Annotated in this window: 11 protein-coding genes and 2 pseudogenes; 3 read left to right on the top strand and 10 right to left on the bottom strand. The window is 37.4% G+C overall.

Annotation, left to right across the window (positions count from 1 at the left end; translation table 11 throughout):
- Positions 1 to 26 precede the first annotated feature (26 nt).
- The gene (locus tag AC2YHV_RS08185) at positions 27 to 719 is read left to right on the top strand and encodes a DUF421 domain-containing protein (protein WP_427525953.1); all 693 of its coding nucleotides are present in this window, start codon (positions 27 to 29) and stop codon (positions 717 to 719) included.
- 94 nt (positions 720 to 813) lie between these two features.
- Here AC2YHV_RS08185 and AC2YHV_RS08180 read toward each other — a convergent pair whose 3' ends face one another.
- Positions 814 to 1,338: a type 1 glutamine amidotransferase domain-containing protein gene (locus AC2YHV_RS08180; RefSeq protein ID WP_487373009.1), complete on the bottom strand. Its 525-nt coding sequence runs from the start codon at positions 1,336 to 1,338 to the stop codon at positions 814 to 816.
- Positions 1,339 to 1,448: 110 nt separating this feature from the next.
- On the bottom strand, positions 1,449 to 2,186 hold the full coding sequence (truA, locus tag AC2YHV_RS08175) for a tRNA pseudouridine(38-40) synthase TruA (RefSeq protein ID WP_487373008.1): 738 nt from the start codon (positions 2,184 to 2,186) through the stop codon (positions 1,449 to 1,451).
- A gap of 607 nt (positions 2,187 to 2,793) precedes the next feature.
- Here truA and AC2YHV_RS08170 point away from each other — a divergent pair.
- Positions 2,794 to 3,930 (top strand): site-2 protease family protein, encoded by a 1,137-nt coding sequence (locus AC2YHV_RS08170; RefSeq protein WP_487373007.1) that lies wholly within the window; start codon positions 2,794 to 2,796, stop codon positions 3,928 to 3,930.
- A 779-nt stretch (positions 3,931 to 4,709) separates the two neighbouring features.
- Here AC2YHV_RS08170 and AC2YHV_RS08165 read toward each other — a convergent pair.
- Positions 4,710 to 5,126 carry a hypothetical protein gene (locus tag AC2YHV_RS08165; protein WP_063577040.1) on the bottom strand — a complete coding sequence of 139 codons (417 nt, stop codon included), beginning with the start codon at positions 5,124 to 5,126 and terminating at the stop codon, positions 4,710 to 4,712.
- Between the two features lie 863 nt (positions 5,127 to 5,989).
- Here AC2YHV_RS08165 and AC2YHV_RS08160 point away from each other — a divergent pair.
- Positions 5,990 to 6,205 (top strand): annotated as a pseudogene (locus tag AC2YHV_RS08160) (potassium transporter TrkG); the annotation flags it as partial.
- A 460-nt stretch (positions 6,206 to 6,665) separates the two neighbouring features.
- Here AC2YHV_RS08160 and AC2YHV_RS08155 read toward each other — a convergent pair.
- The 7 genes and pseudogenes from AC2YHV_RS08155 to AC2YHV_RS08125 form a co-directional block, all read right to left on the bottom strand.
- Positions 6,666 to 7,868: pseudogene (locus AC2YHV_RS08155) on the bottom strand (IS110 family RNA-guided transposase).
- Positions 7,869 to 8,222: 354 nt separating this feature from the next.
- Positions 8,223 to 8,720 (bottom strand): PTS sugar transporter subunit IIA, encoded by a 498-nt coding sequence (locus tag AC2YHV_RS08150; protein WP_487373006.1) that lies wholly within the window; start codon positions 8,718 to 8,720, stop codon positions 8,223 to 8,225.
- A 220-nt stretch (positions 8,721 to 8,940) separates the two neighbouring features.
- A complete protein-coding gene (locus AC2YHV_RS08145; protein WP_057277268.1) occupies positions 8,941 to 9,915 on the bottom strand; it encodes a carbohydrate kinase family protein in 975 nt (324 codons plus the stop codon).
- A 16-nt stretch (positions 9,916 to 9,931) separates the two neighbouring features.
- Positions 9,932 to 11,404, bottom strand: a complete 1,473-nt coding sequence (locus tag AC2YHV_RS08140; protein ID WP_487373005.1) for a sucrose-6-phosphate hydrolase — start codon at positions 11,402 to 11,404, stop codon at positions 9,932 to 9,934.
- Between the two features lie 69 nt (positions 11,405 to 11,473).
- The gene (locus AC2YHV_RS08135) at positions 11,474 to 12,922 is read right to left on the bottom strand and encodes a sucrose-specific PTS transporter subunit IIBC (protein ID WP_487373004.1); all 1,449 of its coding nucleotides are present in this window, start codon (positions 12,920 to 12,922) and stop codon (positions 11,474 to 11,476) included.
- Positions 12,923 to 13,115: 193 nt separating this feature from the next.
- Complete coding sequence (locus AC2YHV_RS08130; protein WP_222620052.1) at positions 13,116 to 14,111, bottom strand: LacI family DNA-binding transcriptional regulator; 996 nt, start codon at positions 14,109 to 14,111, stop codon at positions 13,116 to 13,118.
- Between the two features lie 408 nt (positions 14,112 to 14,519).
- Positions 14,520 to 14,660, bottom strand: coding sequence for a hypothetical protein (locus tag AC2YHV_RS08125; RefSeq protein ID WP_191929521.1), 141 nt, complete (start codon positions 14,658 to 14,660; stop codon positions 14,520 to 14,522).
- Positions 14,661 to 14,766 lie beyond the last annotated feature (106 nt).

The following is a 14,766-nucleotide window of genomic DNA, read 5'->3' as shown; positions in this document are numbered from 1 at the left end:
GGGAGTTTTGTAAGGGAGAAATCGTCATGTCGGAATCTGTTGAAATCATCTTTCGAACCTTTACCTCTTTTATTTTATTATGGGTATTTGTCCAACTTCTCGGTAAACAGACAATTGCCCAGAAGACCTATCACCTTTATATCGCTTCCATTACGATGGGGACAATTGCAGGAAATCTAGCATTCAATATTAAAATTAAATTCCTGTATTTCATCATTTCCATAATTATTATGGGTACCGTCGTTTTCATGCTCAATCTTCTAGCGGTTCGAAATCCGCGTTTCGGGAAATGGATTGCCGGAGAACCTGCCACTTTAATTCAAAAAGGAAGAATTCTTGAAGAGTCAATGGAACGGATGGGGTATTCACTGGATTCTCTTAAACAGGCTTTGCGGGGAAAAGATATCTTCAACATAGATGAAGTTGAATGTGCCATTTTAGAGATAAATGGTTCACTCTCTGTATTAAAAAAAGAACAATACCAAAATGCCACCAAGCAGGATTTACCAATACTGCCCCCAGCAGGTTCTGTACCGATTGAACTGGTCTATGACGGAAAAATCTTATATGATAACCTATCCACACACACCTACAATGAAGGATGGTTGATGGCTGAACTCAAAAAAAGGAACCTTGTTGTTTTTGATATCTCGTATGCTGTCGTAGGGACAAAAGGAAATTTATATATTGATTTGATTAAGGATCAATCAAGGGAATGATCTTTATCATAATCACTATTAAAATAAATTTGGGTATGGATAAAAAAAGTGTTTTTTCCAGAAGGAAAAAACACTTTTTCACCGTACTATGGATTTAACCCTTTTCAATCACGTTTATCAATTCCCTTAAATAATCCGGTAGATCAGGCGGACGCCTGCTTGACACAAGGTTTCCATCTACGACGACGGGCTCATCTATCCAATTTGCCCCTGCGTTTTCCATATCATCTTTAATGCCAGGTGTACTCGTTACATTCTTCCCCTGTAAAATTTTCGCGGATATCAACACCCAACCAGCGTGACAAATTTGCCCAATGGGTTTTTTATTTTCTTCCATGCTTTGGATAAGGGATATCACTTCAGGAAACCGGCGAATTTTGTCGGGTGCCCAACCGCCCGGTACAAGAATGGCATCATATTCTTCAGCCTTGATACTGCCATACTCATAATCAGAAATGGCTGGTACACCATATTTTCCAATGTATGTTTCATTCGCCTTTTCTCCGGCGAGATGAACGATCGCCCCTTCTTCTTTTAAACGTAAAATCGGATACCAGAGCTCTAAATCTTCAAAATCATGGTGCACAAGACTGATTATTTTCTTTCCTGCTAATCTCATGAAAATCTCTCCTTCTTTCGTACTTTCCGCTTTACCATTCTTCCCTATTACTTCCCTTTTTCTACTGCCTGTACACATTACATTCATTAACACATGCATCAATATCCGGTCTAAAAATCAACCTTTACCAAGTATAACCCAGCTGCCTCCGCCATACGGCCCGTTTGGATTCTTTCTTTTGACTCTATAATACTTGGTATATTTTCAGCATCTATTTCATTTAACCCTACTTCTATCAACGTCCCGACAATCTTCCTAACCATATTATAAAGAAATCCATCGCCTCGCACCGTAATTTCGATGAAGCCGGCATCTTCTTCTATATCAATGGAATATATTTCACGTACCATGGATTTTTTCTTGGATTTTGCATTTGAAAAAGCAGTGAAATCATGTTCACCTATAAAATGTTGACATGCTTTTTTCATTCTAGTGATATCCAGCTTTTCCTCTACATGCATACTGTACTTTCGCATGAAAGGATTTGTGTATGGCTCGTTCCAGAGCTTATACAAATAGGTTTTATCCTTAGCATTATAACGTGCATGAAAACGTTCAGGGACTAACGTAACCTCGACAATGCTGATATCTCTTGGTAAATATCTATTCAAATAATCCATGATTTCAACTTCAGTCAGGTTGTCACCGATCTTAAAATTGGCGATTTGAGCAAGGGCATGTACACCGGCATCCGTTCTGCTGCATCCGATGATCTCGATTTTTTCCCCTGCCATTTCCGTTAATACATTTTCTATTTTCCCTTGGATCGTATCATCACTATTACCAAGTCGCTGCCAGCCTTTATAGCGCCCGCCATCATATTGAATGGTCAATTTATAATTGTTCATTGCTTCCTCCTTATTTCATCTAAACAGAAAATTCTCAATAAAATACAAGCCCCCATACAACTCCTGCTGTATGAGGGAACAGATGGTCTTCTTAGAAAAACTTTTATATTGTTAAGCTTTTGTACCATATTTCGTTCGGGAGCACCCCACCGCTTACAAAGACCATGAATTATGTAAAGGTGACAGCATCTTATCTATCATTCGATAGTCAATCCTAGCTGAAATGCACTTCTGCATAGTGTACCAAAGTGGCTAGCGTCATGCAACGAACGATTCACCTTCACAGCAGTTTCTGTGCCACTTTGTGCAATGCATAAAAACACACAGGAATGATATTTGGATATGCTGTGACATCAAGGATTTGAGCCTTCGCTAGTTGATGACCTGTTAGGGCCCTAAATATTAAGGAAAGAACTCTATCTTAATTATAAAAAAATGTAATACTTGAATGTTAATATTCTAGAAAAATATCACTAAGATGATAATAAATGGATTATCCAATACGATATAATAAGGATATTAGCAAGATGATAAATCAAGAAGGAGCTCAGATAGACATAGTGTCACTCGGGTCATCTGTTTTCCCATTTACTCTAGGAGGTACATTTTGAAAGAATCTAAATCGAAAAAAGGATGGGTAGGTTTGGGGGCAATCGGGTTATTTTTCCTTGGAAAAATGAAATGGTTGTTTGCGCTATTGAAATTAGCAAAAGTAGGTTCCCTGATTTCTATTTTCGTTTCATTAGGAGCGTATGCCTTGGTTTACGGTTGGAAATTTGCCGTAGCCCTAGTCTATCTAATTTATATCCATGAAATGGGGCATTTACTTGCTGCAAAGAGAAAAGGCATCAAAACATCCAATGCCATTTTCATCCCTTTTGTCGGAGCATTAATTGCCCTTAAGGAAGAACCCAAGAATGCTAACCAAGAAGCTTATCTTGCCTTCGGAGGTCCTTTATTAGGTACATTAGCATTTCTACCAGCCATCCCCTTATTTATGATGACGGAAAATCCATTTTGGCTTTTAGTTATTACACTTGGAGCCATGATTAACCTATTTAATCTAATGCCTGTGCATCCTCTTGATGGAGGACGTATAGTGGGAGTCATCTCCACAAAGCTTTGGGTAGTAGGGATTATCGGGATGGTTGTATATTTATTTCTCCATCCAAATCCATTCTTAATTCTTTTCTTATTATTGGGCATTTCTAAGTGGTGGACAGAAATTCGTAGCGAGACAACCAGAAATCAAAGAGACATCATCATTGAATTGAATCAATTTGGATTGAGGCAACTAGAACAATATGCAGCTGCAACAGATGAAGAAAAAATTCGCCTGGTTAATATTTGGAATATGGAATCGAGCCAACAATATGAAAAGTTTAACAACATGAAGAGTTGGCATATCCCGCTATTTGATGATAATAAACTAAAAGAAAAACAGCTGACCGAGGTGAAATTAAATATGTATAGATCCTTAATGGATGCTGCTAATACGAATGAATACCAGAACGGACCGACCGATTTTGAAAATATAGGCACCTATGAACGAATAGCAGCAACCTTTTTTAAAGAAGTGCAAGAACAAACTGAAATTAGGGATAAAGAGAAATCCTATTACTCATCGAGGCTCAAAACAAAAGTCATCTGGTTCTCATTATACATTGGGCTTGCCATTTTCTTAATGATAACAAGCTTATATGCAGGTGATTTAATGGAACAATATAAAACTTCATTACCGTAATACATTATGAAAGGGGGACCTCATTTATGGGTGTCCCCTTTGACTGTCCATTTATTTAGGCTTTTGAAACATTAATGTTAATTATGTATAAATAAAAGAGACTACTTCTTGTAATCTCTTTTATTACACCTATAGTACTAAAGCTCCTGTTAATCGAAGAAAGATCATCAGTATTATCAAAAACTTAAACACCAAATATCTCAGTTCCTAAAATCAAATATTCAAAAGGAAATATTAATAAAACCGAAATTACAATGATAGCACTAAGCATCCAAATCTATGCCCATAACATTGACGGTTCTGTTAATACCATCTTTTATAGCAAGAAATTGGTCTCGATTAAATTGCTTCAAGTTTGGCTGGATAAAAACATCGTAATTTTGTCTGCTATATCTAAATTACTGCCATGAACAAATCGTGGATGAGCAGGTCATAATACTTATCTACACAATCGTTCTCTGGAGCCGCTTGACCAATAATCTCTTTCCTCTTTATCTAGTATATGTTGTTCATTAATACCTCTCTTCAGAGGTATGTTCAGACCAGTGTATTTCTTTTGTCAAGCAATCGATATCTCTTAAAAACCGAGCACGAACTTTGAACTTGATTTTCTATTTGTTTATTCATCAATCTTTCTAAGACAACTCCTCTTTCTCTGGGTCTTGTCTTATTGGATACCAGTTTAATTTCTCACTCAAAATTCAGCCAGAGAGATTCTCCAAGGAGGCTTCTTTTTCTTGTTTTAGTTTATAGTCGAGTCTCCATTTTCTTAGAGTACATTAATTTATTAACATTTTATCCAATTCACGAACTTTATCATACGACTCCAATAGTTGTTCAGGTATTAATGTTCTCCCATAATCCCAAGCATTAGTTTCTATTTCAGATTTCAGCTTTTCTTTTTCCTCTTCGTGACCATACATTAAAATCCTTAAATCATGTTTGTTTTTCTTAAAATCTAAATAATAACCAATCATACGATAAAGAATAATTTTAACAAAGTCTTCCTCCGTCTCTTTAATTCTAATTTTCCCTTTATAACCGTTAACTTGAAGGTAATTGAATTTTATAGTATTGGTCGATACGTTATAACTCATAGGTGCACTTAGGTTATTGTCAAATTCATAAATAATATCCAAATTGTGCTCATTTAATGTGTTATTAATTATCTTTCCGATATCGCTTATATAAAGCATTTAACAATCACTTCCCTTTTAAAGACTTACCAAATTATAGTAGTAGATTAAATACTTCATCCTTTATCAATATAATAAACTGTTGAGGTATTAAAATCATCCGTTAAAAACAAAGGGAATATTTACTATATAATACTGAAGTGGAGGGTAAGGGTTGTAATTCTTCTCTATATTGTTCTACCATCATTTTAAGTGAAGGCATTGTATTATACTTTTCAAGCCAAGAAACATCGTTTGCTGATATTTTGCATAGTCTTCATGCGTCATGTTCAGGGCTTCCAGGAAGTATTCCCGTGCATGGTATTTAGTAGTGAGTAATCCAACACATTATAGTAAAGTGGATTTTATCGAAGAATATGATTATGTACCTTTTAAAGAAAAGCCAAAAATACGGTCTTATTTTTAACCACCATCGTTAGCCGAATAAGCAAAAGGCTTTACCCATAGTTCCTTAAAATATTAATTATTACAAATAGTTGTCCTTTAATGTCTTTTAATCCTTCTCTATCCGCCACCAATCCAGTAAATAATACATACCAATTTGGATATATTACCGAAAAATTATTATTAGTATGGACAAACTACCGAAAATTATACATACCTCGAAAGTGCACTTTACTACTACTTTATATCCTTTTACTGCTCGACTTATTTTAATCGGTAAATATTTACCGATTGTTCCAGTATTGGTTGAAACAACAAATAACTTCTGTCTTTATTCGCATTTATAGGTAAAGCTCTTATTGGGTTAAATTTCGAGATCCATTGGTATTTTACCGATTACGAGTCACCCTAATTCGATTACCAGACTGGGGGGCATTGTAAGTTGTTTTGCGAGAAAAGCCCCCTTTTGGACACCGGGTGTGTCCAAGATATTATTTGAAACAGTCTCTGCTTTTGGTACAGTGGGATTAAGTGCTGGTTTTACTGGGGAACTGAGCCCTATCGGTCGTATTTTGGTTACAATTATGATGTTGGTGGGTAGGATTGGACCTCTGACAATGGCGTTTGCAATTGCTATTCATTCAAATGATAAATCAAAAATTCGTTATGCAGAAGAAAAAATCTTAATTGGATAAATGTAAGTCAAAAGAGCATATAATTATGCTCTCTTTTTTTTACTTATGGAACTATCCTCCCTCAATAAACTAAACACAATCTCACGATTGCTTTAGAATTCTTAGGATTTCATAGTCATATCATTAACCGTTATCTATGTAAGCTCGGCATTACTCCTCTAGGATAGGGGTTTATCGAAAAAAGTGTATGCTAAACTAGCCAATCATAGGAAAAAATTGGTTTAAGCAATGTTATGATCGCACTTTAGGATATCCACATGTCTCATGGAGGTCAACCCTCCCATGTCTCACAGAGTCGATGCTCCTACATTCCTTCGTTCAACCTTTCCATGAGGTGGATGTCGGTCATGCTGCCCCACAGGATCTAAGTCCTCACGTTAGTTGCTTTGCCGACTAATCCGTGCTTCACTTTTAAATGAGTGTTAGTTAAATGACCGTGTAACCATAAAAATCCGATGAACTATGCGACTGTTTGATGTGCTACAAATGTTGCAATATGAGGGATATCCTTTAACATCTTGTTTTCTTGAAACGTAAATTGTTTTTTACCGATTGAAAACAGAATTCGAATAAGCTTGTTACACAAAGCTATCAGAGATTGCATTTTCTTTAAGGGATTGAGAGAACGTTTTGTGTAATATATATGAAGAGCTTTAAAAGCCTTGTTCTTTGCCACCAGTATCATGGCTGCCCGGAATAAGAGAGCCCTTAATTTCTTTCGTCCCTGTTTGGTAATCTTGGTCTGACCTTTGTGCTTTCCTGATGTGTTTTCTTTTAAACTTAAACCTGATAATTTTACGATTTGGCGAGGATGTTGATAGTCTCTGAGGTCGCCGACCTCTGCGAAAAACTCTGCTACTGTATCTCGACCGATTCCTGACACCTCTAACATCTGTGTGACACCTGGGATATGGTCTAATAACTGATCTAATTGATGATCTATTTCTTCGAATTTCATTTGAATAAAATCATACTTCTCTAGTACTAGTACTGCGTTTTACCACTTGTCTTAAGGAAAGTAAGAGCTCTTCATCCGTATAATTTACAAGTTCATGTGGCAAAGCTTCTAGCTTTAGAAAATGAATAGCTGCCTTGCCTTCCCAACTTTTGAATACCGTCAAAAATTCGGGAAAGTAACGATCAAGCCAGTTATGAACTTGTCCCTGAACGACCTGTAAATCAACGTTGAGAAGATAGCGAAGTTTTTTGGCCACTCGGAGTTCTGCATAAATTCCTCGTGGAATTGTTGGTTCGGCGTATCTTCATCTTTGACTAACTGTGCGATGACTTTTGCATCTTTCTCGTCATTCTTTGTAGGTGAATTATCGTCTAATTCTTTACTTCGTTTAACATGTAGTGGATTGACTGATACGAACTTAATATTATTCTCTTTTAGAAGATGAGCTAGATTTAACCAGTAGTGACCAGTTGGCTCCATGCCTACAATCACTTGATTTAACTTACACCCTTTAACAAGTTGGGTAATCCAATCTAGAAACGAATGAAATCCTGCTTTCGTATTTTCAAAGAAACACGTTTTACCCAGTTCCAATCCTCTAAAATCTTGTGCTCTCGCGACATGATTGCGCTTGGCTATATCTACTCCGACAATTAAGGTTTCAGAAGTAATTTGAGAGATTTTATGATTTTGGTTATAATTCATTGTGAGACCTCCAAATAGATGTATTGTCCTTTTTTGCTGGCCAGCTCAGGACACATTCATCTTATCAAGAGGTCTTTTTTCGTTCAAACCTCATTTTCAGTTATTACAGGAATGCTGCCCCTTTAGTTCATTAAGCAAAAAGGTCACCAAATGGCAGCCCCGGAAAACTGCAGTAATCATATACGTGCAAAATAGCACTTAAAATAAGTTCAAATTATCACCTAAAGTAACACAATTCCGTTAAGTTATGATACCAACTTAGTCAAAATAAAAACACCCCATTTCTGGGGTGGACACCTCTTGGTCATATGTTCTTTAGTTCTTTAACGAGTTTCTTCTATTTTACTCCTTCTCCTATTTTAAGGTAACTACCAGAACGGTCGTTTTACCGGCTACAGATTGTCCACTATAGTGATACTCTAAATGTGTCACAATGTCTCCATTGGTAATGATCATCGGTGTAATAGTACTTAATGCTTTTTCCTTTACCAGTTCAAGGCTGTAGGTGACCAATATGTCTCCTGCTTTAACCTGGTCACCTTCTGCCACACAAACGGAAAACCCTTCTCCTTTCATGTTAACCGTGTCCAATCCAATATGAATCAATATTTCCAGCCCTTCTGCCGTTTCCAATGCAATGGCATGCTTCGTCGGGAAGACATTGATGACTTTTGCATCAGCCGGTGCCACTACCTTCCCTTCGATAGGAAAGAAAGCAATACCATCTCCCATCATTTTCTGTGAAAAAACGGGATCCGGTACATCTTCAAGCTTTAAAATTTCTCCTTCAATTGGCGATACTAATTTTATTTCCGAAATTTTTGTTTTTCTTCCAAATAAGTTTTTTAACAAGGTAATACCTCCCATTATTTTTAATATTTTGGCTGAACAGCAAATTTCTTTAGCAATCACTTTTTTGATTTGTTCTTTTAGCTGGTCTGATTTCGGTCCAAAAATTGCCTAGATGTTATTTCCTACCTCCAAAACGCCCGCAGCTCCAAGGCCTTTTAATCGGTCCTTATCAACTTAGCAAGCCAATCGGTCGGTACTTTTCCGTGTAGGGCAGGCGCCATTATTGATCGATTTGCTGCAGTTGATAAATCGCTTCTTTGGCCGGAATGGAAGAGATTGCTCCTTTTCCAGTCGTAGTAAGAGCACCACTAGCGTTTGCAAAGCTTAGGATTTCTTGGTGATGAAGTTCAAGAACTTCTTCCAGATTTCCTTGCCGAACGTCTTTTTCTAATAACTGATACAGCAAGCCTCCGATAAATGCATCCCCAGCCCCTGTTGTATCCTGTACGCCGACGCGATACCCAGTTGATTCGTATTTTTTACCTCTTACATATAATTCGGCACCTTGAGCTCCTTTTGTATAAATTACTGCTTTAACAGCACCAGTAAATAACGAAGAAACTGCTTTTTCTTTGTCAGTAATCCCGGTAATAAACTCAAGCTCTTCATCAGAAATTTTCACAATATGAACCATTGGAACAAACTCTAAAATCGTTTTCCGGCATTCTTCAGGATCAGTCCAAAGCGGAAGGCGGACATTTGGGTCAAAGCTGATGATTCCGCCTTTTGCTTTTACAGAAGTAATGGCTTTCACATGCGCATGCTTCATAGGACTTTCCACTAAATCGACTGAACAGAAGTGGAGGAGGTCGCCGTTTGCAAACCAGCTATCGTTAATTTCAGTCTCATGAAGCAGCAAATCTGCAGAAGGATTGCGGTAGAAAGAGAAATCACGTTCACCATTTTCAAGCAAAGATACAAAAGCAAGGCCTGTGTTGGCTTCATTCGTTCTCGTAATTTTATCTATTTTCACGCCGGCTTGCTGCAATTGTTCTAAAAGAAAGTCCCCAAATGAATCCATTCCGAGCTTAGTAATTATCGATGCATTTCCGCCATTTCTGGCAACTGATACAGCAACATTCGCTGGAGCGCCTCCTGGAGCACGCTCGAATTCCATTACATCTTTTAGTGCGATTCCTTTTTGAAGGGGGATAAAATCAATTAATACTTCACCGATTGCATATAAATTTCTCATACCTTACCTCTCGCTTTCATACATAACTCCATTTTTTTGCTTGAAAAGTGGTGCTTCCAGATAATGCAAAGAAACGAATTTCATTTCTGTTTTCACGAGGGAAAATCCGGCTCGTGAATACTTCTTCACCGTCATTGATGAAAATCTCAACAGAAGAGGTATCTACAAATAAATGAAACTTAATTTTTTTGGTATTCACAAAGCATTTTCGGATTGTTCCATAAGCTTCTCCAACGGTCTCACCTGAAGAGGAACGGTCAAGAATGACTTTTTTCTCTACAGTATCATATTTAATGACCGTTTTTTCATCATCACCAGCCCTGAATTCAATACCAAATTCAACGGCATCGTTGTTTTCAAATTCACATACCATTTCATAGGATACTCCTTTGAATTCTTCATACATGTTCTTGGTGTTCTTCAAAACACCTTTTACTTCAGTTTCCTGCCTGCGTAGCGCTTGAAGTTCCTGCACTGGTCGCTGAATCAGTTTGCCGTTTCGAACAGATAATTCTCTTGGCAGTGTTAAACAATGCGCCCAGCCATTTTTATCTGTGGGTAGGTCGATTTCAGGCAAGCCCATCCATCCGACAAGGATACGCCTTCCGTCAGGATTAACCATTGTTTGCGGCGCATAAAAATCAAAGCCTCTGTCAAGCTCCTGAAAAGAGCCATGTGATAATGAGTGGGTTATTGTATCTAGCTTGCTGCCAATAATATAACCGGATTGATAAATATTGTGGTAAAGGTCTCCCTTGGGCTCCAAACCTTGTGGAGAAAACATCAGTACACCATAGTTTTGCAGTTCAAAATAATCTGGACATTCCCACATATATCCAAAAGTTCCAAGGCCAGTTTGTAACTCTCCTTCAAATGTCCAGTTTACTAGATTGGAGGAACGATATAGGACGACACATCCTGTTTTGTCTTTCCGCTGTGCACCGATTACTGCATAAAAGGTATCATTTTCTCTCCAAACTTTCGGGTCGCGGAAATGATTAGTATATCCTTCTGGTACGTCCCGAATGAATGGATGGGTCAATTTTTCAATTTGTCCCGTTTTCTCCATGATGGCGATACATTGATAGGGATGTCTTTGCCAATTCTCATCACGGGTGTTGCCGGTATAAAATAAATATAGTTTTCCTTCATATTCAATAGCACTTCCGGAATAGGCTCCATGGCTGTCATAATAATCATCCGGTGCGATCCCGATGCCGGCATTTTCCCAAGAAACAAGATCTTTTGATTTCGTATGATACCAATACTTCAACCCATGTACAGGACCAAGTGGAAACCATTGGTAGAATAAATGGTACTCGCCCTGATAAAAAGAGAAGCCATTAGGGTCATTAAGTAGGCCGGATAAAGGCTGTATATGAAAGGTTTGTCGCCATGTGCATTCATTTACTCTTGTTTGCAAATTTTGCAGCTCTACCTGATTAACATCTTCAACGCGGCGATAACGCTGTTCTTTTGTCCATCCCATGTGATCAGACTCCTTTAAAAAATCAGAGGACTGTTCCTTGTTTCGAACAGCCCTTTTCATATTAATAAATTAGGCTGCTTCTTTTCGAGAAAGGGCAGCAACTTTTTTATCTGTCCGATTTGCTAAACTGAATGTTGCGATAAAGGCAACAGCAAAGGAAATGGCCATACCAATTATATAAAAGATAATTGTATCTGTTTTTATGGAAATAATCCCTGGTAGACCTGCAGCGCCAAGTGCAATCGCCTTTACTTTGAAGAAGGTGACGAAAGCAGAAGCCACTCCTGAACCTATAATTGCTCCAATAAATGGATACTTCAGTTTTAAGTTAACACCGAACATTGCAGGTTCTGAAATCCCTAAAAGAGCCGAAATACCCGCTGCAGATGCCGTACCTTTTGTTTTTTTATCTTTCGTAATGAAAGTAACTGCAAGGGTTGCTGCACCTTGAGCAATATTGGACATTGCTGCAATTACGAAAATAAAAGAGCCCCCAGTTTTTGAAATATCAGAAAGTAATTGTGTTTCTACAGCAATAAAGCTATGATGCATACCTGTGATAACGATTGGTGCGTAAAGAAGTCCAAATATAGCTCCTCCGATAAAACCAGTTCCATCATATAAGAAGATTAGACCATCTGTTAATAAGTTCCCTGTAGCACGAGTAATCGGTCCTACTACTGTGAACGTTAAGATACCAGTAATAAAAATTGTCAATAATGGTGTTAGAATATTGTCTAGTGCGGAAGGAATGACTTTTCGCAAATACGTTTCTATTTTTGCTAAAATAAAGGAAGCAACAAGTACTGGCAACACAGTGCCTTGATATCCGATTTTTTCAATTTCAAATCCGAGAATATTCCAGACCTGAATTTCACCGCTTACTAAGGCTCCTCCGTATCCCCAACCATTCAATAAGTCAGGGTGAACCATTAGCATTCCAAGTGTAGCACCGAGATAAGGATTTCCGCCAAACCGCTGTGTGGCAGAGAAACCTATTAAGATTGGAAGGAATACAAATGCTGCGTTGGCAAATGTATTAATTAGAGCTGCTAAATCTGCGAATCCCGGGTTAGCTTCGACAATGGATTGCCCTGCGATAAATAAGTCAGGTGCTGTGAGCAAGTTGTTAATCCCCATCAATAGACCGCCGGCAACAATTGCAGGAATAATAGGAACAAAAATATCAGAAAGCATTTTTACAAAGCGCTGAAGCGGATTCATTTTCTTCGAACCAGCATCTTTTACATCTTTCGTCGACATTTCAGTAAGTCCAGTTAGCTTTGAAAACTCTTTGTATACTTCATTAACAGTTCCCGCACCAATAATAATCTGGTATTGTCCTCCAGTTGAATATGTTCCCTTTACTGCATCCATCTCATCTAGTTTTGCTTGATTGACTTTATCTTCATCATGTAAAGCTAAGCGGAGCCGAGTCGCACAGTGTGCTGCAGCTGCCACATTTTCTTTCCCGCCGATTGCCTCCAATATTTCCTGGGATACTTCTTTATAATTCATAATGATCCTCCTTTTAAACGTTTATAAACGCTGACTTGGAACCGGTTCCGTTTGAATTCAAAAAAATATATGAATATATTAAGCAACGGAACCGGTTCCAACATAAACCAAAAAAATATAATATCAACAAGTTGATTCACAGAAACCGGTTACATTTTAGAAGGGAAATATGTGGTAACCGATTTCATTTTGATTATAATCGGTGTAGTAAACGATTGTCAACGCTTTCTCTTTCAATAATTTTATATTTTGATAGAGATAATTTTGGTAATTCTTCCCCGTTAACAAGCTTTACGATACTTTTAGCTGCCATTTGTCCTGCTTCTTTGTAGTAAAATTTCGCTGTAGTTATGCCTGGGTGTATCATCTCTGTTACTTCATAACCTCCAAATCCAGTGATCGACAAGTCTTCTGGGATTTTTAAACCTCTTAAATAAGCTGCTTTCAAAGCACCAATCGCTATATTATCAGTTGCACATACGATAATAGAGGGAGTGAATTCCTCAATAATAGAGGGGACATTGATTAATGCATCTGTTATGCTGAAGCTTGTTTCATAATACCTTACTTCACAGTCTGATTTTTCATCTATCGCCCGCTGAAATCCTTTTTTTCGCATGACTCCTACAGCAATATCTTTTCCTGTTACGCCCAAAAAAGCAATCTTACGGTGACCTTTTTCCAGCACATGTTTTCCGAGATCATATGCTGCTTCATAATCATTGTGTATGATGCTGTGAATTGTTTCATGCTGCTGACCAACAAGTAAAACGGGCAAGTGCAGCTCTTTGAAGGCCTCTAAATGGGCGTCTGTAACTTGGGATGGAAGCAAAATCATTCCCGCAACCTTTTGCTTAGCCAGTGTGTAAATATTTTCAATTTCCCGATCTAAATCCTGACCGGTATTTGAGATCAGCATTTGATAATTTAGTTCTCTTAATTGTTCATCAATGCCAATTAACGTATGAGAAGAAGCATACGAATCAAGTCTCGGTACGATCGTTCCGATTATATTAGTTTTCTTTGCTTTTAAACTTTGAGCGAAGGCATTAGGAGCATAGCTGGTTTCATTTATCACACGTTCGATTTTATTTTTCGTTGCCTCACTAACAGAACCATTATTTAGATAACGTGAAACTGTACTCTTAGCAACTCCGGCAAGCTTCGCGATATCAGTAATTGTAACCAAAGCATTCATCTCCGTCTTTATATGGATTTATTTATTATACACCAATATGTTTAGTAAATTAAGAGGTGAACATAGTTGATTATTTAAACAGGAAATTTTACAACGTTATCATTGCAAATTCAAATGTAAACGCATTCACATCCAAGTAGAAGGTGTAAAATATGGAAATTAGTAAAGAGGTTTCATTTATACAATGATAAATAGAACTAACCATTAAGAGAGAAAAAATCCTTTCTTTTCTATTTAGCTCTCTTCCTAAATGGGTATAGCACTCCACTAAACCCATTTACGAAACATTTCGTATACTTCCTGATGTTTATCATTACCAAGAAATTACCCATAAGTTCATTATAATAGTATTCTTTATCACTAAATAACGCTTGAAACTCCTTATCATCTGCGAAATCATTAAAAAACAAGTCCATTGAACTGTCTTTTTCTTACCCAAGCAATTGCTTCTATATATGGAGTGAACTCATATTTCCAATTATCTACATGAAGGTGATTACCAGTATAGTTTTCATCATTAAAATAATCTTGATTATTCATTGACTTCTCCCCGAAAACTCAACTATTAGCAGAATTATACCATAGGACTTATTGTTCTAACCTGCTCCGATAGTGTAATAAAGAAAAAGCTGCCTTAAAGACAGCT

Source organism: Peribacillus sp. SRI_006 (genome assembly GCF_057586375.1).
This window is presented reverse-complemented; position numbering and strand designations above follow the sequence as displayed.

Bases quoted from the DNA above. Each gene is read 5' to 3' on its own strand.
- AC2YHV_RS08185 (WP_427525953.1), top strand. From the start codon at position 27: ATGTCGGAATCTGTTGAAATCATCTTTCGAACCTTTACCTCTTTTATT.
- AC2YHV_RS08180 (WP_487373009.1), bottom strand. From the start codon at position 1,338: ATGAGATTAGCAGGAAAGAAAATAATCAGTCTTGTGCACCATGATTTT.
- truA (WP_487373008.1), bottom strand. From the start codon at position 2,186: ATGAACAATTATAAATTGACCATTCAATATGATGGCGGGCGCTATAAA.
- AC2YHV_RS08165 (WP_063577040.1), bottom strand. From the start codon at position 5,126: ATGCTTTATATAAGCGATATCGGAAAGATAATTAATAACACATTAAAT.
- AC2YHV_RS08145 (WP_057277268.1), bottom strand. From the start codon at position 9,915: ATGAGAAATTTATATGCAATCGGTGAAGTATTAATTGATTTTATCCCC.
- AC2YHV_RS08140 (WP_487373005.1), bottom strand. From the start codon at position 11,404: ATGGGATGGACAAAAGAACAGCGTTATCGCCGCGTTGAAGATGTTAAT.
- AC2YHV_RS08135 (WP_487373004.1), bottom strand. From the start codon at position 12,922: ATGAATTATAAAGAAGTATCCCAGGAAATATTGGAGGCAATCGGCGGG.
- AC2YHV_RS08125 (WP_191929521.1), bottom strand. From the start codon at position 14,660: ATGAATAATCAAGATTATTTTAATGATGAAAACTATACTGGTAATCAC.